Source organism: Castellaniella hirudinis (assembly GCF_042651965.1).
Taxonomy (GTDB): domain Bacteria; phylum Pseudomonadota; class Gammaproteobacteria; order Burkholderiales; family Burkholderiaceae_B; genus Castellaniella; species Castellaniella hirudinis.
The window spans coordinates 178193-199489 of sequence record NZ_JBHSDY010000010.1 but is presented as its reverse complement, the minus strand read 5'-3'; the positions used below and the strand labels follow the sequence as shown (position 1 = coordinate 199489).

The window sequence follows — 21297 nt, the reverse complement described above, 5'->3', positions numbered from 1 at the left end:
GGATGTCTCCGCCCCCCATGCAGGCGGGTCGCATGGAGAGCAGTACATCAAAAGCGCAGGGAGCCAGCTAGAATTTTTCCGCCATACCGTTGGAAGAATCCGGCGAAGTGAGGAAAGCCCTGATCAATGAGTCATCGCAGGCCCAGGGCGCGCAACCAAGCATCCACCTGCCCAAACGCATCCATTTGCCACTGTTCCGGAGTGCGCCCGCCCAACACCTGTGTGTCCTCAACAAAGCGACGCACGCAGGTCGGTCCAAAACCGTCCAGGGTATCGAACTTGTCCGCGATGTACTGGTAGCCCGTCATCCCGCTGGCATGCTCCAGCAGCGGCCTGCAATCCTCAGCCAACACGTGCGGCCCACCGGGATAGTTCCGGACACAGTAGTAGATGTCATAAGCGTCCTTCTGCTTATAACGGCCCTCGATGGCGAACCCCTTCATGGCCAGCAGCGCGGGAATCGAGCTGACAGCCACTTCCACCCGGTTGACTCCGCCATGAGGCATGGAACCCGTGATAGCCACCATCTGGTAGAAACGAACGGCCAGATCGGCGCCATCCGCACCTTGCACCGCGAAATCGCTGATCAGCGGTGGCACGTTTTTGACGAGCTCTGCATCCCTGGGCCGCAGGAAATCAATGATCACATCGATAGGAGGACCGCCATCGGTCGCTTTGATCTGGCGTGACAATTGGAAAGGCCGGAGCTGCTCACGTTGCACGTAGCCGTGCCCCAACAGCTCATCGATCAGATTGGCGTATTCGCCATCGCCCAGCGCCGTAGAGTCCAGGTCCAAATCCAGGTCCAGCGTACCGACATGAGGCATGTCTTCGTTGTCACCGAGCAGCAGCCATGGAACAGCGCCTCCCACGACGGCGAATTTGCCTTTGAAGCTCCCCAGGATTTGGCCGATTTCAATCAGAACGGATTTGACGGCTGCGGTGGTGCGATCATCGTAGTCGCTGGCGGACTGCGGTTCGCTCGTGGGGATATTTATAGGGGCCATTGCAAGCATTCTTGCCGAAGATGATCAGCCGCTTCTTGCCCGCGCTCTCCGGCGCGAGCAAGATCCAGATAGGTCTGGACGGGACTGGTACAGCACACGCCGGAGGCAGGCTCCACAGTGTCACGAAATAAACCTGGGTCGTCGAGTACGGTCACGAAGACATTCTCGCCTTTGCCGGCAGGGACGAGTTGTAAGGCCTCGCGTAATTGCTCCAGACCTGCTGCATCGGTATAAAAATACTGAGTGCCAGTGCGCCCGTAGGGCGCCAACCACTGAGCAGCGGAGAACGAGGCCAGCGCGATCCGTCCGGTTCTGGAGGAACAGGGCGGCAATGTACGGATGGCATCCGTCAGCATGGCGCCATGCACAGTCGTGTAGAAACCTTGGCATTGGCCTGCAGGCGGTTCGTAGGCCTTGCGCCATGCATCAAGCAACATATTGGGTTGAGACAGAAACACGCCATCATCGGAAACCTGCGCCCATTCCCGATCCAGCAGAGCGGTACGCACATTGCTCACATGTCCCAGGCTGACGCCCGCCGCCTCTGACAAGTCAGTCACCTTCCATGGGCGCGCCGGTTCTCGCAGCAATTGCCGCAGCACCTGCGCCGACTTGGGTTTGAACAGCGAGCGCAGTGCGCGCCGTTCAGCGGCAGGCTTGCTGGAGAGCTGGCGCGAGATGAAGAATGTGCCAAAGGCCAGACGCGCATTGCCTTCCAGATCCAGATACGCAACTTCGTATTCTCGGCACAGATCTTGAGCCTCAGCAGACAGGTAGGGCGCGACGAGCACCGACGTGACAGGTTCCGACTGACGCGCAGCATAGTCCTTCAACATCAGCAGTGCAGGCCGTATCTGGCGGGGCTGGCCGCCGGATTTCACCCCCGCGACCAGCGTGTACCGGCGTCCCGAAGTGTCGATGTGAGCCAACAGATCAACACCCTGATCTTTTGCAGCCACATGGCGTACTTCCAGATGTTCGATGGCCGGCACTTCCGACAGGATGTGTCGGAGCGCATTGGCGGCTTGCTGCTCGACTTTCACTGGATCGATTAATTTCAACATACGCTGAAAATATCATTTCCAGTGAAAAAGTCAAGGAAATTTCACTGGAAATAATATTTTCAGCACTCACTGAAACTACATGAATGGATGAAATCCATCAAACAGGTGACCGGCTAACTCCTATGTCTTGCAGCCCGAAACCACCTTGCTCGACGAGTGTCATCTGCCTCAGAAAAACTCCCGCCGATCGGGAAAGACCTCGCTGACATAATCCGCCTCACCTGCCTGCACGGGCAGCAGGGCGTCGGGCAATTGCGCGCGGTCGCGCCAGGCGCTGGGCGGCACATGAAAGGACGCGCGGAATTCGCGCCCCAGATGCGAGGCATCCGAAAACCCGCATTCGGACGCGATCGCCGCAATGGTCTTCTTGGTATGCGTCAGCATCCAGGCCGCCAGGCGCAGGCGCATGCCGCGCGCATAGGCCTGCGGGCTGTGCCCGGTGGACTCCTTGAACAGGCGCTCCAGGTGGCGCACCGAAATACCCAGCCTGCCCGCCAATTCGTCCAGGCTGAGGGCTCGCCCGACATGCTGTTCCATCAACAGCACGGCACGCCGCACGGCCGGATGGGTGGTGGGTCGGATGCCCGGCGGCAGGGGCTGGGCCGCGTTGGCCCGGCCCGTGTCCTCGACCTGCAGAATACGCAGTGCTTTTTGCACGATGGACTGATCGATATGGCGGCGCAGGATTTCGGCTGCCACGTCGATGGACGCCCGCCCGCCTGAACACGTGATCCGGCGCCGATCAAAGACATAGAGCCGGTCGGCCACCACCTGCGCGGGGTCCACGGATGGAAATCTTTCCAGGAAGTCCCAGTAATGGAACCAACTGATACAGATCCGGTGGCCTGTCATCACGCCCGCCTGCACCAGCGTGAACACCCCGGTGCACAGCCCCACGACATGCACATCCTTGCTGCCGGCGTCGCGAATGAACTCCAGCACGGCGGAGCTGACTGGAGGGCGCTGCAGCAGCCCGCCCACAACCACAACATAGTCGAAGCGCGCGGGATCGCCCAGCAGTTCGGAGGGCACCACCTGAATGCCGCTGCTGGAGCGCACGGGCGCCGGTGTTTCATCGATGACCTGCCAGGCACACCGCACCGGCCGGCTGTGATCGCCCTCGTCGCTGGCCAGGCGCAGCACGTCCAGCATCCCCGAAAACGCGGTCAAGGTGAAATTCGGCAGCAGGATGAAGCCAAAGCGCACGGGTTCCTTGTCCATCCGGTTTTGTCTTCCTGTACCAGCCGATTCATGTGCCATGACGTTTCCATTCTAGTCAGAGGCGCGACGTGATGGTGTAGTGGCCTCTACAAAAATATAAGAAGCGCCTGCACATCGCACAGCCCATATGAGCACAGGAAGGAATCTCCCCATGCCCCCCTCATCATCCCTCAATCCGCCGCCCGGCGCTGCACCGTTCTGTCTGACGGTATCGTGCCCCAGCCGCGCCGGCCAGGTTGCCGCCATCGTATCCTTCCTGGACCAGCGCCAGGGTTACATCGACGAATTCACTGTCTTCGACGAAAAAGACACCCGGCAGTTCTTCGTGCGCTGCGTCTTCCACACCGAAGGCCCCAAGGCGCTGGACTGCGCCTCCCTCAGCCGGGATTTCGGCGATCTGGCGCAGCGCTTTTCCATGCAATGGGCGATCCACGACCTGTCCGTCCGCCCCAAGGTGCTGATCCTGGTCTCGAAACTGGAGCACTGCCTGGCCGATCTGCTGTTTCGCACCCGCATGGGCGAACTGCCGATGGACATCGCTGCCATTGCCTCCAACCACGACACGCTGCGCGGCCATGCCGAGGCCGCCGGCATCGATTTCCATCATCTGCCCGTCAGCAACGACAACCGCGCGGCCCAAGAAACCGCATTGCTGGACCTGACCCGCAGCACGGGCGCCGAACTGGTCATCCTGGCGCGCTACATGCAGATCCTGCGCCCCGAGACCAGCAAGGCCCTAGCCGGCCGGGCCATCAACATCCACCATTCTTTCCTGCCCGGCTTCAAGGGCGCACGCCCCTACCACCAAGCGTACGAGCGCGGCGTGAAAGTGATCGGCGCCACGGCGCACTTCGTCACCGACGATCTGGACGAAGGCCCCATCATTGCCCAGTCCGTGGAGCCGGTGAACCATACCCAGGCTCCGGACCAGTTGCTGGCCACCGGTCGCAACCTGGAATGCCGCGCTCTGGCCCAGGCCGTGCGGGATTACCTGGAACGCCGGGTCTTCATCAACGGACACAGGACAGTGGTGCTGTAGGGCCGTCCCCGCCCGAACCGGCAAGCTCTAGGGGCCGGTTCGGGCGCGGATTCGCTCAGTCGAAGGCTGTGCGCAACGCATCCCCGATACCCTGTACGCAAACGCTCAAGATCAACTTGCCATGTTCCGCACTGGCACGGCTGGCCGAAGACAGACAGCCCGATTCCGGCGTCCATTCCGGCTTGATCGGAAAGAAGTCATAGGGTGGAAACGTGGCCGGCGGGTGATCCCGGACCTGACTCATGTCCACCAGGTCGGGATGCAGATGCAACATCAAGGATGTCTCGAGCACGCCGCCGTGCTCCACCGCCCACCCAGGAAAATCCCCCTGGTAGATGGTATCGATCGACGCCTGATCAATGAAATCCCAATATGAAAGAATGATGCAGCTGAAATCCCGGATGCCATCCCAACGCAATTCACGCAAGGCCAGATCGACGCCTTCCGCGATGAAGGCCGAATTCTCGTAGTGCCCGTTGACCAGGACCGTCTTACGCACACCATGGCGAGCCAGTTCCTTGAGCACGTCACGGATGGTCTGGGTCACGGTCAGGCCGTCCAGACTCGTGGTGCCGGGCATATGGTTCCCACCCCCGCTTTTCTGCTGCGACTTGTAGCCATACGCAATCGCAGGCGCCACCAGCCCATCGATATTTTGCGCGACGCGCTCGGAGATCGCCGTCGGCAGCAGGACGTCTGGATTCATGCTCATGTGCGGACCGTGCTGTTCCAGCGATCCGACGGGAATCAGGACGGGTACGCCCTGCCTGACCTTCTCCACGTAAGCAGGCCAAGCCAGTTCACCGATATGGACACGACGCATTGTTTACCTCGCTCATGGATTACACATGGGGATGGCCGGCACTGCCGCCCATCCCCCCATCCGGCATCAGATCAGACGAGTACGCCCCATCTTGAAGCCCAGGGTCAGGACCAGATAGCTGGCGGCGGTCACCCCGATCGCAGGGAAGGAAGCCGTCCAGATCGCCGCCGCGCCCGTCATGCCATAGTGCAACAAGTAAAACACCCCGAGCCCCAGAGCCATGGAAATCCAGCCAGACAGATTCCAGTCGCCCAGCCGGCTCTTGGTCGATCCGTCATCATGGCTGCCCGCGAACAAATCCTCGTCCCGGACCTGACGCTTGCGCACAATGAAGTAATCGATCACGACCAGCGTCCACAATGGAATGAAGATCCCGCCGACGATACCGAGGAAGAACTCGAAATACTCGATGAACTTGTCGAACGCCAGCGGCAGAAAGCACATCACGAACTGGAGTATCGCAATGAACAGCAGATAGCGCTTGGGAGAAGCACTGCGGGTTGCGCCCACCAGGCCCATGCCGGCGCCATACAGCACGGTCACGTTCGTGCTGACCGTCGCAAAGAAGACCACCAGAAACGCAACCGTGCCCAGACCCAGCGAAGCGATCGTGGAGCTCGGGTCTGAATTGTTGGGATCGAAAACACCGGTCTCCAGCACGACGCCGATCACACCGATCGCCCCCACGAGCATGAACCAGCCCTGCCCGAGATTCACACCCAGCCAACTGCCGGCCGTCGCCCCGCCGGGGCTCTTGGAAAAGCGGCCAAAATCGCCGATCATCGCCCAGCCCCAGCAAAACCCGAACGCCAGATCAAAATAAAAAGCGGGCGTGTGCTGGGCTTCCGGCAAGGTGAGACTCGCAATCTTGGCATAGTCCCAATGCTGCAGCACCACCACGGTCTCCCATATCCCCAGGACCACCAGCAACACGACTGAAATCCACTCAAGGTATTTGATCGCGCGATGCCCCACGACCACGATCAGCCCCTGGACGACTGCAGTCACCAGGATGCCGAGAATCAAAGGCCCTGTCGAGCCGGCCTGCCCATAGGTCGCCCAACCCCACATCTCGTGGAACACATAAGTCAGAGAAATGGCGGCAATGAAGGTATTGATGCTGGGCCAGCCGATCATGCCGAAAAACTCACCGACTCCGGCCCATCGCGCCCCTTTGACGCCCAGGGCGGGGATTGTGCATGTGACAGTGGACGCGCCATGCTTCCAGGCAATCCACCCAATCATGGCCCAGGGAATCATCATCAAGGGCAGATATACAAACGCATATTGCCAGACAAAGCTCAAGCCGATCGCGGCCGCCATCCCGCCGAAATACCAGGACCCGGTATTCACGCCGGATCCGAACCAGGTCACAACCTGGTCAAAAAAACCATACTCACGCTTTTCATGCGGAATCCTGGCTGTACCGTATTCCATGATGTTGTCGCTCCTCAGGGGGGCCAGCCTCTCGTTATCGTTCGAGAGTGCGGCAGTGGTTGGATGACGGCCTTGTATCAGCACCCGTCAAATCCATCTTAGCGATCGGATGATCACGACCCTTTTTCAAAAGCGACCATTATTTGTCTGACAGCGAACAAGACGCATCACCCGCGCAAGGCCTGCACACGCCTGGGCACGCGATTCGTCAAGCCAGACAACAAATCATTGGCGATGGTGCCGGACGACCAGGCGACCTCATCCACGGCAGGGCCTCCCCGCCCCCACAGAACGACCGACGCGCCGACCTCCGCCTGCGGTACGGGATCCAGGTCCACCGACAGCATGTCCATCGACACGCGGCCCACGAGGCGGGTCCGAACGCCGGCGACGGTCACGGGCGTTCCGGTGATGGCATGGCGCGGATAGCCGTCCGCGTAGCCGCAGGCGACGATACCGATCCGCATGTCGTGATCGGTGCGAAACGCGTGGCCGTAGCCGATCGCCTCGCCGGCCGGCAGGACGTGCGTGCTGATCAGTTCGGAGCCGAGCGTCATCGCAGGCAGCAGGCCCAGGGATTGGGCATCCCGGCCCATATAAGGCGATGCGCCATACAAGCAGATCCCGGGACGGATCCACTGATCCACCGCCGGCACCGACACCGCCAGGCCGGGCGACAGGGCCGCCGCCGAATTGCAGACGCTGACGGGGCCCGGCAGGCCGGCGGTGATCCGCACGAAGCAATCCAGTTGCCTGCGCGTCACGACCAGGTCATCGTCGGCGCGCGCGAAATGCGTCATCTTGCCGACCATCGCCAGCATGCCGGCGGCCCGCAGACGCTGGGCGCGCTCGAACGCGGCCCGGTATTCATCCGGCTGGAATCCCAGCCGGTGCATGCCTGAGTTCAGCATCAGGTGCGCCGCGATGCCCAGCGGCCGGGCATGCGCGACGAGCATCTCCAGTTGGGTCCGGCTATGGACGACCGTATCGATCCGGTAATGCGACAGGGTATCCAGGTCGCCGGGCCTGAAGAAGCCTTCCAGCAACAGGATGGGCCGCCGCCAGCCGAGCTCGCGGCAGCGGACGGCTTCCTGGACATCCAGCAGAGCCAGGCCATCGGCCGCTGCAAAACCGCTCACGGCGGCCTCCAGCCCATGCCCATAGGCATAGGCCTTCACGACAGCCCAGGTCCTGATGCGACGCACGCCACCACCCGAGGCGACCTCGCGGGTCGTCCGGCTCAGGTTGCGCACCAAGGCATCGGTGTGGACCGTGGCGAGGATCGGACGAGTCATGGCGCGCTCTCCGGCTCAGGCCGCCCCGGCCTCGCGCCGCCCCCGGGCGCGAAACGCCTGGCGGATGTCCTCGGGCACCAGCGACCCGCCCGTGCTCCAGATGACATGCGTCGCCCGACCCATCGCATCCGTCAGGCCGCACGCCTGCACATAGGCCCGGCCCTGGGACGTGTCCAGAATCTGCATGGGCCCGCGCAAGCCCGTCGCCGCCGAGGGCTCTACGTAGATACCCTCGAGCGTCTCCAGACGCCAGGCGTCGCCATAGAACATGGCTTCATCCACCGTGAGCACGCCCGACAACAGGCGCGCCATCAGCGGCGCCACCAGGGGCGACGCCAGGCCGACCGCTAGGCCGTCCGCTTCGGTCCGGTTGTCCAGGCCGACGTCGTAGACCGACACGGGGCGACCCAGTCCGCAAGCCAGTTGGACCAGCATGCAGGGCGACGCCGTGGGTTCGACGAAAAAGCCATGTACGTGAGCGCCGAAAAGGCGCTTCAGGCCATAGAGAATGCCGCCGGGAGCCCCACCGACCCCGCAAGGCAGATACACGAACAAGGGATGATCCGCATCGACGCGCCCGCCGGCCGCCTGCAACTGCGCCTGCAATTCGCGGGCGGCGGCCGCGTATCCCAGAAACAAGGCTTCCGACTGCTCGTCGTCCACGAAATGCATCATGGGATCGGCATCCGCGACCGCCCGCCCCGCCGCCACCGCCGCGGCATAGTCGCCCGAATGCTCGACCACCTGGATGCCATGGCGGCGCAGGCGCTGCTTTTTCCATTCCTTGGCGTCCGCCGACATGTGCACGATGGCGCGCAAGCCCAGCCCCGCGCCGATCATGCCGATCGCCAGGCCCAGATTGCCGGTGCTTCCGACAGCCAGCGCATGGCGGCCGAGCACGGCCCGCGCCGCCGGGCCGGCCAGGACGGCACGATCCGTGTCATCACCCAGCAGGCCTTCGTCGAGGCCGATCCGCTCCGCCAATGCCAGAACCTCGTGGAAACCGCCCCGGGCCTTGACCGACCCCGCCACCGGCAACGCATCGTCCCGCTTGAGCAGCCAATCGCCTGCGGCGGCGCCGCAGGCCATGGAATCCCGAAACACCGGAATCGGCGTCAAGGGGGACTGCAGCAATCCGGCCGTGGGTCGCAGTTCGGGGAACACCTGCCGCATCAGGCCGGCGCAGCGCGCAAAGCGCGCCTCGGAGACGGCGGGATCCAGCGGATCGGAATGCGCATCCGCCTGCGCGTCGTAGGCGGGATTCAGCCACAGTAAAGGCCTCCGCTGCGTCAGGCCTGTCGGCAAACCGGAGAAATCAGTCGTCATGACGGGCTCCTTGGGTCACATGGTACGGGCCGAGCGACGAGACATCGTCTCGATGCGCTCAAGCCCTCTCCCGACAGGATGCCACGCCTGAGGCCCGGTGCAGCGTCACAGCCATGACGCGGGCCGGGTCTTCGCGTCAGTCCTGCAGGGGTTCGCCGGAAGTCTCGCGGCTCATGATCATCGCCACCAGCGCGATGCCCGCCGCAACCACCAGATACCAGGCGGGCGCCAGCTTGTCGCCGGTCGCCTGGATCAGCCAGGTGGCGATGAAGGGCGCCGTGCCGCCGAAAATAGCATTGGCCAAGTTGAAGCTGAGCGCAAAGCCGCTGTAGCGCACCCGCGTCGGGAAGATCTCGGACAGGAAGCACGGCAAGGTGCCATCGTTCATGGTCAGCAGCGCGCCAAACGCGACCTGGATCAGGATGATGCCCAGGAACCCGGCGGACGCAAGACCGCTGAACAAAGGAACCGTCAGGCAGATGAAGGCGACCGAGGCCAGAATCAGCATGGTCTTGCGGCCCAGACGATCGGACAGCACGCCCATCAGAAAGATGAAGCCGATGTAGGCGACCAGCGCGATGGTGGTCGCAATGAAGGAATCCGTCTCCCCCACCCCGAGTTCGACCGCCAGATAAGTGGGCATGTAGCTCAGGATGATGTAGAAGCCGACCGCGTTCAGCATGGTCACGCCGATCGAGATCAACAAGGCGCGACGATGCTGCGACAACAACAGACTGACCGGCGCATGCGAGACTTCACGGGATGCTTCCATCTCACGGAACTTGGGCGAATCCTCGAGGTGCACGCGGATGTAGCGGCCGATATAACCCAGCGGCGCGGCCAGCAGGAAAGGTAGCCGCCACCCCCAGGACTGCAGTTGCTCGGGGGTCAGCAGCACATGCATGCCCGCCACCATCAGCGACCCCAGCAGCAGGCCGGACGCCGTGCTGGCGGGCACGATGCTGGCGTACAGGCCGCGCTTGTGGCTGGGCGCGTACTCGACCAGGAAGGCCGAAGCGCCGGCATACTCGCCCGAGGCGGAAAAGCCCTGGATCAGGCGCAGCCCCAGCAACAGCAAAGGCGCCCAGACGCCGATCTGCTGGAAATCCGGCAGCAGCGCGATGGCGAAGGTTGCTCCAGACATGATGATGATCGACAGGGACAAGGCCTGCTTGCGCCCGATCTTGTCGCCGTAATGGCCCCAGAACACGCCGCCGATGGGCCGGATGATGAAGGACAGGGCAAAAACGCCGAAGGTCGCCATCAAACCTGCGGCGGGCGAAACGTCCGGAAAGAAAACGGCCGCGATGACCGTGGCCAGATAGGCATAGGACGCATAGTCGAACCACTCGACGAAGTTGCCGATGAAACCGGCGGCGGCGACCTTGCTGATGACGCGTCGCTCGGCGGCCGCGGGTATTGTCCCCATGCGGACGGTGTCAGAATTCATGATTGTCTCCACGCGTCCGTCCACGGATCGGCTCGACTCAGGCCGATCCGGTCAACGCGCCTCGGTATTTTGATGTGCGACGAAACTCGGGGCCCGCACGATGCCAGCCCGGTCTATGCCAGGGTCAAGCATCGGCAGCCGTGACGCGTTATCCGCGCTTCACGATATTGTGCTCGGGTCCATACGGGAACTTGGTGATGTTCTCGGCGCCTTCGGCCGTCACCACCAGGATGTCGTGCTCGCGGTAGCCGCCCGCGCCGGGCAGGCCCTCGGGCAGCGTCAGCATCGGTTCCATCGAGACCACCATGTTGGGCACCAACACCGTTTCGATGTCCTCGCGCAACTCCAGCCCGGCCTCGCGCCCGTAGTAGTGCGACAGCACCCCGAAGGAATGGCCGTAGCCGAAGGTGCGGTACTTCAGGACGTCATGCCGATGGAATATCTCATTCAGTTCCGCCGCAATGTCGCAGCAGCGGGCGCCCGGACGGATCAGTTTCTGGCCGGCCTCGTGCACTTCCACATTGATCTCCCAGATGCGGCGGTGGGCGTCCGAGCATTCTTCGGCGAACAGCGTGCGTTCCAGCGCCGTGTAGTAGCCGGAAATCATGGGAAAGCAGTTCAGGCTCAGGATGTCGCCGCGCTGGATGCGGCGCGACGTGACCGGGTTGTGGGCGCCATCGGTGTTGAGACCGGATTGGAACCACGTCCAGGTGTCCATCAGTTCGGCATCCGGATAGGTGCGGGCGATCTCGCGCACCATCGCCTGCGTGGACGCCAACGCCACTTCGTGCTCGGGCACACCCACGGCGATGGCGTCGCGGCAGGCGGCCCCGCCAATGTCGGCGATCCGCGCGCCCTGCTTGATCAAGGCGATTTCCTCGTCGGATTTGATCATGCGCAGCCGCATGCAGGCCTTGCCGATGTCCACCAGCTCGCTGCCCGGCAGCGCGGCCCGCAGTTTTTCCAGATTTTCGGCCGTGAGGTGGTCCATTTCGACACCGACGCGCTTACGGCCTTTCAGCAGCGTCTGCACCGCGTGGAAATAATTGTCGCGTTGCCAGTCCGTATAGACGATGTTGTCGCCGAAGCTGCGGCGCGCAGGCTGACCGGCATCGATGTTGGCGCTGATGGTCGTGTGCTTGTCCTGTGTCAGCGCCAGCCCATAAAAGCGGCCGAAATGGCAAAATAGGAAGTCGGCGTAGTAATTGATGTTGTGGTATGAACTGAACAGCGCCCCGTCGATGTCGCTGTCGGCCATGTGCTTGCGCACCGCATCGACGCGCCGCTGCATTTCGGCGTCCGAGAAGGTTGGCTTGACGTGCGGGCCGTTGGAAATCTGCAGCAGGCGGGTTTCACGCATCTGCTGGGCGGCGGTAGCGGCATTGGAAAATTGTAGATTGCTCATGGGGATGTCTCCTGTGATTGGCATCGGCTTTTGAAATGACCTCGCGGTCATCCGTGTTCGTACAAACCATCTTAGAGACCCGACGTCAGGCGCCTTTTTTCAGAAGCGACCTTTAATTGCCTGGAAACGAAGATCCGCGCAGAATGAGACGGATCGATATCAGCAACGGACATAAAGTTTGAAATAAGTCGCATTTTTCAGACGGAGACAAGCAGGATGGATGCCCCTTCGGCCCAGGCCGCCCCGCAGGCGCGCCCGCCAATCTCCTCCCAGCACTACGGCTTTTTGCTGGTCCCCGGATTTACCCTGATCGGTTTCTCGTCTGCGGTGGAACCTTTGCGCATGGCCAATATGGCCATCGATCGCCCGCTGTTCCAATGGTCCACGATCAGCCTGGATGGTGCGCCGGTCCAGGCCAGCAACGGAGTCATCATCCAGGCGGACCACGCGCTGGACCAGGCCCCCGCACTCGATGCCATCTTCGTCTGCGGATCCAACCCGATCCCGCCCCGCATCGAACCGCACTGCCTGAACTGGCTGCGCCTCCGAGCGCGCCAGGGAACCGTCCTGGGCGGCATCTGTACGGGCAGCTACTGGCTGGCGCGGGCGGGCCTGCTGAACGGCTACCGCTGCACCCTGCATTGGGAAGACACGGAACGGCTTCTGACGGACTTTCCGGAGATCATTGTCTCCAAACGCATCTACGAAATCGATCGGGACCGCTACACCTGCAGCGGCGGGATCGCGCCCGTGGACCTGATGGCCGCGCTCATCGATCTGCGGACCGGCAGCCACGAAACCGCCGCCAGGGTCTCCGAACTGATGGTCTGCGAACGGATCCGTTCCACCCAGGACCCCCAGCGGATACCGCTGCGCCAGCAACTGGGCACCAGCCAGCCGAAGCTGACCGAGGTCGTGACGCTGATGGAAAACAACCTCGAAGAACCCATATCCAAAGAAGAACTGGCCCAGTTCATCCAGGTTTCGGTGCGCCAGCTCGAACGCCTGTTCCAGGAGCACCTGAAAAGCACACCCAGCGCCTATTACCTCGAATTGCGGCTACGGAGGGCGCGGCAGTTGTTGCTGGGATCGGAGCAATCCATCATCGACGTGGCAGCCGCCTGCGGTTTCGTGTCAGTGACCCATTTCACTCACCGCTATCGCGACTACTTCGGCACCACGCCCGGCCGCGAACGTCGGATCGTCCAGCCGACGAACGACCCGGCGGCCACCGGCCGACCGTCCGCGCAGGTGCCCTGACCGATCCGCCCCTGGATGCTGAACCACGAAACCCTGGTCGGCATTTGCGTCCCAGCACTATGGCGTGAACATACAAGCCAACCGGCCTGCGTTCCCTAGAATGAGTGATAAGCCAGCCTTGCAAGCCTCGCCGCCGAGGCTCACCCAGGCGCACTCGGTACTCGACTCATCATAGGAGACATCATGTTTTTGGAAAACGAACAGATCGCGGGCTTCGACGACGAACTCTGGGCCGCGATCGAAGCCGAAAATCGGCGCCAGGAGCAGCACATCGAGCTGATCGCGTCCGAGAACTACACCAGCCCGCGCGTCATGCAGGCCCAGGGCACCAAGCTGACCAACAAATACGCCGAAGGCTATCCCGGCAAACGCTACTACGGCGGCTGCGAGCACGTCGACGTGGTGGAGCAGCTTGCCATCGACCGCACCTGCGCGCTGTTCGGCGCGGACTGGGCCAATGTCCAGCCCCATTCCGGCTCCCAGGCCAACGCCGAGGTCTACCTGGCCTTGCTGCAGCCCGGCGACACCCTGCTGGGCATGAGCCTGGCCCACGGCGGCCACCTGACCCACGGCGCCAAGGTCAGCTCGTCAGGCAAGCTCTACCACGCCGTCCAGTACGGCCTGGACGCCCACGACTTGATCGACTACGACGAAGTCGAGCGCCTGGCCGTGGAGCACAAGCCGAAGATGATCGTGGCGGGTTTTTCCGCCTATTCGCAGGTGCTGGATTTTGCGCGCTTTCGCGCGATCGCCGACAAGGTCGGCGCGCTGTTCATGGTGGACATGGCCCACTTCGCCGGTCTGGTGGCGGCGGGCCTGTACCCCAACCCCGTGCCTTACGCCGACGTGGTGACGACCACGACGCACAAGACCCTGCGCGGTCCGCGCGGCGGCCTGATCATGGGCCGCGCCAACCCCGAGATCCAGAAAAAGATCCAGTCGGCCGTGTTTCCCGGAGCCCAGGGCGGCCCGCTGATGCACGTCATCGCGGCCAAGGCCGTGGCCCTGAAAGAGGCCATGCAGCCGGAATTCCGCGCCTACCAGCAGCAGGTGCTGGACAATGCCCAGGCCATGGCCGAAGTCTTTGTCGCCAACGGACTGCGCATCGTCTCGGGCGGCACTTGCGACCACCTGTTCCTGGTGGACCTGTCGGCCAAGGGCATCACCGGCAAGGCCGCCGACGCCGCCCTGGGCGCGGCGCACATCACGGTCAACAAGAACGCCGTGCCCAACGATCCGCAGCCGCCTTTCGTCACCAGCGGCATCCGCATCGGCTCGCCCGCCATCACGACGCGCGGCTTCAAGGTTGAACAGGCACGCCAACTGGCCGGCTGGATCTGCGAAGTGCTGGACGACCCGGACAATCAGGCAACCATTGCCCGCATCCGCGCGCAGGTGATCGAGCTGTGCGCCCGCTTCCCGGTCTACCGTACAGCCCCCGAACCGGTCACGGCATGATGCCGTCGCCATGAGCCCGGCTCCCGTCGACGCCACCAACCCGCACTGCAGCGCCCGCGAACAGGTGCTGTTGTGCCTGGTCTTGTTCGCGGCGTCGTACACGGCGCAGACCGTCTCCCCGGTGATGCTGTTCTACACCCTCGATCTGCACCTGTCGACCACCGACCTGACACTGTTCTTCACGGTCTACGCCGCCGGGCTGATGCTGGCCTTCCTGATCGGCGGGCCCCTTTCGGATCGGCGCGGCCGCAAGGCCATGGTCCTGCCCTCGGCGGTCCTCCTGCTGCTCGCCGTGCTGGCGCTGATGGGGGCCACGGTCTGGGGCAAGCCGATGATTCTTGCGGCGCGATTCATCCAGGGGGTCGCCAGCGGCGCCCTCTTCACCGTCGGCACCGTCTGGCTGCGCGAAATGGCGGGCACCCGCAACGCCGCGCGCGCCTCGATGCTGGCCAGCGGCGTCATGGCCTTCGGCTTCGCCGTCGGTCCCTTCGTCTCAGGCATGCTGGTCCAGTGGCTGCCTTGGCCACGGCTGCTGTCCTTCGCGATCACCCTGGCCATGGTGACGGGTTCCCTGCTGATCCTGCGCGGCTTGCCCGAAACCTTGACCCGCGGACGGACCTCCCGGGTTCAGATCGGCCTGCCGCCGGGGACGGCCGCCGGATTCTTTTGCTATCTCCTACCCTGCGGACTGCTGGTCTACACCTTCACGATGCTGTCGCTGATCGCCTTCCCGATTCAATTGGGCAAAGCAGGATTCGCCCAGATCTACTTCATCCTGGGACTCAGCGCTCTGATCGTACAAGGGTTTGCCGCCTTGGCTACGTTCTGGGCCATGCGGCTGGGACCGGGACGGGCCGGCTGGATCGCCGGTCTGTGCGGCGCGGCCGGCTGCGCCCTGGGCTATCTATCGGTGCAACCTGGCGCCTGGCTCTGGGTGCTTCCGGCTTCGGCCGCCATCGGCCTGGCCAACGGCCTGTCGATGGCCTCGGGCGTGGCGGTGTCGGACCATCTGGCTCCTGCGGGCCAGCGGGGTGCCCTGATCTCAATGTTTTACGTGATCGTCTACCTGGGCTACTCCAGCCCGACGCTGCTGTCGCTGGTCTGGGGAAAACAGACGATGGAACGGGGCGACACGCTGATCACCCTGGGGATTTTTGCCCTGGTCATGACGGCGGCCATCGCCACGTCCGGCCGGCTGGCGATACGAAACTGGCCGGCTGCCTCGCCCGGCGAGGCAGTGACCGAAGCCGCGCCGTCAGACGCGTGAAGAGTATTGCCGACGAGCTCCGGAGGGAATCAAGGCTTCCGCCCGCTGGCGCAGCACCTGAGCAACATCACGCAACACCGCACGCGGCTGGAACACCGCCATATCGATGGAATCCAGGGTGTTCTTGACCATCAGGCCCAGTTCCGTGTCGCCTTCGATCACCAGGCGGCGGCTGAAGAACAGCGTGTCGGGGTCTTCCCGGCGCTGCAGCAGGCAATGGAAATCCCAGGCATCGGCGCGGAAGGTCAGGTCGGGGGCGGCCACCTCGTGCCGGGCCGCCCGGAAGGCGCCGTCGCGCCAGGTGTAGTCGAAACGCAGCCCCGCATCCGCGACGTGGATGCGCAGGGAACGGCCTTCCAGCATGTGCAAGGTATCGGGATGCAGATGGCGGGCCAGCACCAGATTCAGGCCGGTGACGAACAGCACTGAGCCCGGATAGCGGGGCAGGCGCCCGAGCACGCGGGCCAGGGGTTCGGGAATGCGGTAGGCGGGGGTCGCAGGATTTTGCATGATCGGACTCGTGGAAACAGATCGGGGAAACGGAAGCCTCAGGCAGCGCGTGCTTTGACGCCGGGCGTGCGCACATCCGGAGCCTGCGACACGACGACCTGGCCATCCAGCACCATGTCCAGCCCTGCGCGGCCATGCCAGTAGCCGTTGCAAGGACCGGCCGGCATCAACGGCACCAGCCGTTGGTGGGCGTCGTCGGCGGACTCACGCCCGTCGAGCACGGCACGGAAAGCCTCCACGACCTGATCCATATGCTGCGACTGCGGACTGAGCCGCACCACATCCACACCCAGGCCGCGCAGATCGTCCAGCGCATGGATCAGCGTGTAGACCAGCGCCGACTGGGTCTGGATGCCGTTGATCGTCAGAAAGGCCTGGGATTCCTTGGTTTCCAGCAGCAGGCCGTCGGGATGGTCCATGCAGACGTACTGGCAGTTGTCCTTGGGGAAATTGCGGTTGCGGGCCGTGAAGCAGCGGGCGGAAAAAGCCAGCGGCATGCGGCCATAGGCGAAGACCTCCGTCTGCAGGCCGGCGGGCCGATCCTGTTGCAGTTGCGTCAGGCCGGCGCGGCTCATTTCCAGCGGCATGACCCAGCGGGCCGCGCCCTGCGCGGCGATCACGTCCAGGGTGGGCTTGCTGTAGATATTGAGAAACGGCCCTCCTGTGAAGGGCCTGCCCTGCATCCGATACACCGCCCCCATGTCATTGGCCTCGACGCCATAGCGCTCGTTCTCGGTGATCTTGCGCAGGACGTTCAGGTCGGCGCCCGACTCCAGCAGGACCTGGGTGGACAGCACGGGCGTCTTGCCGGCCTCGGCCAGCATGTCGGCGACCTCGATCCAGTCAGGCAGGCGCAATTCGTGGCGGCGCGAACAGACGGTCTCCCCCAGGTAGACGATGTCCACGGGCCAGTCACGCACGGCGGCGTAGAACTCCAGGGTGGCGACGCGGGGCCAGTAGTATTGCAAGGGGCCCAGGGCGATTTTCATGACGGTGTTTCCTTGTACGCAAGCAGCGGAGCGGTCCACGCCACCCGACGGACGGGTCGGGCGCAGCGCCCCGCGCGGGATCATTTCCAGGGCCGGTTGTAGGCGCCCAGCGTGTGCTGCTGGCCTTCGGCGACCTTGTTCAATTCGGCCATCCAGGACGGATGCACCGAATAGCGGGACGGACTGCTGCGGGCCAGGTCGATGGCCTGGCGCCAGACCCGGGTGACCTGGGCGGTATAGGCCGGACTGCGTTGGCGGCCCTCGATCTTGATCGCCCGCACGCCCATGGCCATCAGCCGGGGCAGCAGTTCCAGGGTATTGAGGCTGGTGGGCTCTTCCAGCGCGTAGTAGTTTTCGCCCGCCACGTCGAAGCGGCCCTTGCACAGCGTGGGATAACCGGCGTTCTCGCCATCGTCATAGCGGTCGATCAGCACCCCGTTCAGGCGCGACTCCAGGCCCTGGTCCGTCTGCTGCCAGCGCACGTGCTTGGCCGGCGAACAGACGCCGTGCGTGTTGGGCGATTCGCCCGTGGCGTAGGACGACAGGGCGCAGCGGCCCTCGACCATGACGCACAGGCTGCCGAAGCCAAAGACCTCGATCTCGACCGGCGTGTTCTCGCAGACCTGCTGGACCTGGGCCACCGACAGCACGCGCGGCAGCACGGCGCGCGCCACCCCGAAGCGTTCGTGATAGAAACGGATGGCCTCGTAGTTGGTGGCGGAGCCCTGCACCGACAGGTGCAGGCGCAGATCGGGATGGCGTTCGCAGGCATAGGCCATCAGGCCTGGATCCGCCATGATGACGGCGTCCACGCCGGCTTCGGCTGCGCGGTCCACGGCGTCCCGCCAAAGGATCCAGGCATCAGGCTGCGGATAGGTGTTCAGGGCCAGCAGGACCTTGCGCCGACGGTCGTGGGCGTAGCGGATGCCCTCGGCAATGGCGGCGGCGTCGAAATTCAGGCCGGCGAAATTGCGCGCGTTGGTGGCATCGCGGAAACCCAGATAAACGGCATCGGCGCCCTCGTCGACGGCGGCCTTGAGCGCCGGCAGACTGCCCGCGGGACAGACGAGTTCGAAATCCGACGAGTCGTGGTGAGGCACCACGCCGGGACGTTGAAATTCGGGAAGGGCTGACATCGGAAGCATCCAGGGGATTCGTGGCGGGGCGCACCGCCGGGCCCCGCTTCGGCAACAGTGGGCACTATGCCCTGTCAGGCGGTATCGGACCTTAACCAGGATCAAGAAGCGTGCATCCCGACCTTCGCATAGGGGCTTTCGCACGAAGGGGAAACAGCATCCGGGACACGGTCTTGGCCCACGCCGGCCAGGGGGATCGTGTAAGGTAGCGTCACCGATCCCGCACCTGGATCGCCCCCGTCCCCGGAACTTCCCATGGCGCCTCCCGACCTGACCCTCGACGTACGCTCGCTGCCCGCTCCCGAGCCGCTGGAACACTGCCTGGAAGCCCTGGCCGATCTGGCCCCGGGCCAGCGCCTGCGCATGCTCATCGACCGCGAACCCTATCCGCTGTACGCCATCCTGGAGCGTGACGGCTTCCAGCACGACTGCACTTTCGAGGACCCGCACTTCCAGGTCACGATCTGGTACGACGCAAAGTAGCCATGCAACGCGCCCTGGATTTCGACAAGACGCCCGCTCTGGGCGTGCCCCTGCCCTTCTTTCTGAACGTGCCGTTGTTCGCGCTGCTGGCCGGCCTGCTGGCCGCCTGGACCGGGCCGCAGCCCTTCGTCGCCACGAGCTGGAACGGCCCCGCCCTGGCCCTCACCCACCTGTGGACCCTGGGCATTCTGGGCAGCGCCATGCTGGGCGCCCTGCTGCAGATCCTGGCGGTGGCCTGCAACGTCCCCGTGGGCGCCGCCCGCGCGGTGGCCGGCCTGGCGCACGCGCTGTTGACGGCGGGCACGCTGCTGCTGGCGGCGGGATTCCTGGGCTGGCGGACGGATGCGCTCGTCGGGGCGGCCGTCCTGCTCGGCGCAGCCTTCGCGCTGTACCTGGCAGCCGTGGCGCGGGCGCTCTGGCGCCACCGGCGCCAGGTCTACAAGGGCGCCCGCGAAATCCTCGTCCCGGTACGCGGGGCGCTGATTGCCCTGGCCTGTACCGTGCTGATGGGCCTGACCATGGCGCTGTCCCTGGGCCTGGGGCTGCCCCTGCCCGACTGGCTCGGCCCCCATGTGCTGTGGGGGCTGACCGGCTGGGGCGGTCTGCTGCTGATGGGCATGTCCTTCCAGTTGCTGCCGATCTTCCAGGTCACGGAAATTTACCCCAAGCCGCTCACGCGCTGGCTGCCGCTGCTGATCCCCGGCCTGCTGCTGGCCTGGACGATGCTGAACGCCTCGACCGGCCTGCCCCGGCTGATGCGGGAAACCGTCGAATTGCTGCTGGTCTGCGCCTACGCGCTCTGGGCCTGCGTCACGCTGCATCTGCTGTGGACCCGCAAGCGGCCCGCACCGGAGGCCACCACCCTGTTCTGGTTCACGGGCATGCTCAGCCTGCTGGCCTGCGCACCGCTCTGGATCTGGATGACGCACGGCCACGCCCCCCGCGCCGGAATGGTGCTGGGCGCGGTGATCATCGTCGGCGTGCTGGGTTCGGTGGTCAACGGCATGCTGTACAAGATCGTGCCCTTCCTGCTCTGGAAGCACGCCCAGGACGCGATCGTCGTGCCCGACGGCGACCCGGGCCAGGCCCGCGTCTACCTGAAGATCCTGCCCAAGATGGCCGTCTACATCAATGAGCGCGCCGCCCGGCTGCAATGGATCGCCCACGTCGCCGTGGTCCTGTGCTGGGCGCTGGCTGCCGCCGGCTGGATTCCGGCGGCCAAGGCGGCCGGTCCGCTGCTGATCGTCTCAGCAGCGGGCCTGATCTGGAACATCGGTTGCGCGCTGCGGCTTTATCGCAGGACGCTGGAAAAGATCGCAGTGGCGACTCAGGCTGTTTCGGATTGAGACATCGTTCCACGTCGCGCCTTGCAAGGCGCTCCGATTCGTCAGGCACGTGACAGTCCGCCAGGACTGTCACGTGTCCTGTCTCATCCCTTATAAGCCCTCAACCCATCCGGATCCAGGATCGTATATTCCCGCCCCCGGACGCGGATCAGGCCGCGGCTGCTCAGTTCGCGCAGGATGCGGGAAAAGTGCTCCGGGGTCAGGTTCAGGCGCGAGGCGACGACGGCCTTGCTGATTTCGATGCGGAAGGGCTCGCCTGCCTCGCCGCGCCATTCGCGCAGCAGATAGGTGATCAGGCGCTGGGCGCCGGTGTGCAGCGTGTAGGCCTCGACGTCGCCCATCAGGCCGTGCAGGCGACGGCTCAGGCCGGCCAGCATCTTGCGCGCCATCCCGGGATGGCGGTCCAGTTGATCGAACAAGGCATCGCGCCCCACGTGCAGCAGCAGCGTGTCGCGCAGGGCTTCGGCGGTGACGATGTAGTCCTTGCCCATGAACATCAGGGCCTCGCCAAAGCCGTCGCCCGGGCCGATCAGACGCACGACGCGCTCCACCCCTGCGGTCGAGATAAACACCAGTTTCACCTGGCCGTAGACCACCATGTGAAACCCCACACAAGGGTCGCCCCGGCGGAAAATGATGTCCCCGCGCACGGCGCTGATCTCGCTGGTGCCCCGGGCGATGGGGTCCAGGTCCTGCGGCTGCAGTTCGTTGAACAGCGGCACCTGGGACAACAGGTCGCGCATCCGGGCGTGGCGTGTGCGGTCGTCGCCGCCGCCCCGCG

General features: G+C 64.2%; 19 protein-coding genes. 6 read left to right on the top strand and 13 right to left on the bottom strand.

Annotated elements, in window-relative coordinates:
- Positions 1-131: 131 nt before the first annotated feature.
- The 3 genes from ACFO0J_RS14620 to ACFO0J_RS14610 form a co-directional block, all read right to left on the bottom strand.
- The gene (locus tag ACFO0J_RS14620) at positions 132-1016 is read right to left on the bottom strand and encodes a hypothetical protein (protein WP_376813820.1); all 885 of its coding nucleotides are present in this window, start codon (positions 1014-1016) and stop codon (positions 132-134) included.
- Positions 995-2071 (bottom strand): type IV toxin-antitoxin system AbiEi family antitoxin, encoded by a 1077-nt coding sequence (locus ACFO0J_RS14615; protein ID WP_376813819.1) that lies wholly within the window; start codon positions 2069-2071, stop codon positions 995-997. Before ACFO0J_RS14615 ends, ACFO0J_RS14620 begins: the two co-directional genes overlap by 22 nt.
- A gap of 168 nt (positions 2072-2239) precedes the next feature.
- Positions 2240-3292, bottom strand: a complete 1053-nt coding sequence (locus ACFO0J_RS14610; protein ID WP_376813818.1) for a GlxA family transcriptional regulator — start codon at positions 3290-3292, stop codon at positions 2240-2242.
- Positions 3293-3443: 151 nt separating this feature from the next.
- On the opposite strand from ACFO0J_RS14610, the gene purU reads away from it, so the two are divergent.
- Positions 3444-4331 carry a formyltetrahydrofolate deformylase gene (purU, locus tag ACFO0J_RS14605; RefSeq protein WP_376813817.1) on the top strand — a complete coding sequence of 296 codons (888 nt, stop codon included), beginning with the start codon at positions 3444-3446 and terminating at the stop codon, positions 4329-4331.
- A 55-nt stretch (positions 4332-4386) separates the two neighbouring features.
- On the opposite strand, the gene ACFO0J_RS14600 is transcribed toward purU, so the two are convergent.
- The 6 genes from ACFO0J_RS14600 to ACFO0J_RS14575 all read right to left on the bottom strand — a co-directional run bounded on the left by ACFO0J_RS14600 (position 4387) and on the right by ACFO0J_RS14575 (position 12067).
- Complete coding sequence (locus tag ACFO0J_RS14600; RefSeq protein WP_376813816.1) at positions 4387-5154, bottom strand: creatininase; 768 nt, start codon at positions 5152-5154, stop codon at positions 4387-4389.
- Between the two features lie 66 nt (positions 5155-5220).
- Positions 5221-6591 (bottom strand): purine-cytosine permease family protein, encoded by a 1371-nt coding sequence (locus ACFO0J_RS14595; protein WP_376813815.1) that lies wholly within the window; start codon positions 6589-6591, stop codon positions 5221-5223.
- 167 nt (positions 6592-6758) lie between these two features.
- Complete coding sequence (gene alr / locus ACFO0J_RS14590) at positions 6759-7886, bottom strand: alanine racemase (protein WP_376813814.1); 1128 nt, start codon at positions 7884-7886, stop codon at positions 6759-6761.
- Positions 7887-7901: 15 nt separating this feature from the next.
- Positions 7902-9212 (bottom strand): D-serine ammonia-lyase, encoded by a 1311-nt coding sequence (locus ACFO0J_RS14585; RefSeq protein ID WP_376813813.1) that lies wholly within the window; start codon positions 9210-9212, stop codon positions 7902-7904.
- 136 nt (positions 9213-9348) lie between these two features.
- A complete protein-coding gene (locus ACFO0J_RS14580) occupies positions 9349-10662 on the bottom strand; it encodes an MFS transporter (RefSeq protein ID WP_376813812.1) in 1314 nt (437 codons plus the stop codon).
- 148 nt (positions 10663-10810) lie between these two features.
- Complete coding sequence (locus ACFO0J_RS14575) at positions 10811-12067, bottom strand: M24 family metallopeptidase (RefSeq protein WP_465251288.1); 1257 nt, start codon at positions 12065-12067, stop codon at positions 10811-10813.
- A 216-nt stretch (positions 12068-12283) separates the two neighbouring features.
- On the opposite strand from ACFO0J_RS14575, the gene ACFO0J_RS14570 reads away from it, so the two are divergent.
- From ACFO0J_RS14570 to ACFO0J_RS14560, 3 genes are all read left to right on the top strand, one after another.
- Positions 12284-13327: a GlxA family transcriptional regulator gene (locus ACFO0J_RS14570; protein WP_376813811.1), complete on the top strand. Its 1044-nt coding sequence runs from the start codon at positions 12284-12286 to the stop codon at positions 13325-13327.
- A 183-nt stretch (positions 13328-13510) separates the two neighbouring features.
- Positions 13511-14785, top strand: coding sequence for a serine hydroxymethyltransferase (glyA, locus tag ACFO0J_RS14565; protein WP_376813810.1), 1275 nt, complete (start codon positions 13511-13513; stop codon positions 14783-14785).
- Positions 14786-14795: 10 nt separating this feature from the next.
- Positions 14796-16052, top strand: coding sequence for an MFS transporter (locus tag ACFO0J_RS14560; protein ID WP_376813809.1), 1257 nt, complete (start codon positions 14796-14798; stop codon positions 16050-16052).
- Here the strand turns inward: ACFO0J_RS14560 and ubiT are convergent.
- From ubiT to ubiU, 3 genes are all read right to left on the bottom strand, one after another.
- Positions 16041-16562, bottom strand: a complete 522-nt coding sequence (ubiT, locus tag ACFO0J_RS14555; RefSeq protein ID WP_376813808.1) for a ubiquinone anaerobic biosynthesis accessory factor UbiT — start codon at positions 16560-16562, stop codon at positions 16041-16043. The genes ACFO0J_RS14560 and ubiT overlap by 12 nt on opposite strands.
- 38 nt (positions 16563-16600) lie before the next feature.
- Positions 16601-17551, bottom strand: a complete 951-nt coding sequence (gene ubiV / locus ACFO0J_RS14550) for a ubiquinone anaerobic biosynthesis protein UbiV (RefSeq protein ID WP_376813807.1) — start codon at positions 17549-17551, stop codon at positions 16601-16603.
- A gap of 80 nt (positions 17552-17631) precedes the next feature.
- Positions 17632-18687 (bottom strand): ubiquinone anaerobic biosynthesis protein UbiU, encoded by a 1056-nt coding sequence (ubiU, locus tag ACFO0J_RS14545; protein WP_376813806.1) that lies wholly within the window; start codon positions 18685-18687, stop codon positions 17632-17634.
- 255 nt (positions 18688-18942) lie between these two features.
- Here ubiU and ACFO0J_RS14540 point away from each other — a divergent pair, with 255 nt between their 5' ends.
- A complete protein-coding gene (locus tag ACFO0J_RS14540) occupies positions 18943-19170 on the top strand; it encodes a DUF2249 domain-containing protein (protein ID WP_376813805.1) in 228 nt (75 codons plus the stop codon).
- A 2-nt stretch (positions 19171-19172) separates the two neighbouring features.
- Positions 19173-20516 carry a hypothetical protein gene (locus ACFO0J_RS14535; RefSeq protein WP_376813804.1) on the top strand — a complete coding sequence of 448 codons (1344 nt, stop codon included), beginning with the start codon at positions 19173-19175 and terminating at the stop codon, positions 20514-20516.
- A gap of 83 nt (positions 20517-20599) precedes the next feature.
- On the opposite strand, the gene ACFO0J_RS14530 is transcribed toward ACFO0J_RS14535, so the two are convergent.
- Entirely contained in the window at positions 20600-21259 is a 660-nt protein-coding gene (locus ACFO0J_RS14530; RefSeq protein ID WP_376813803.1) for a Crp/Fnr family transcriptional regulator, read from the bottom strand.
- Positions 21260-21297: the final 38 nt, after the last annotated feature.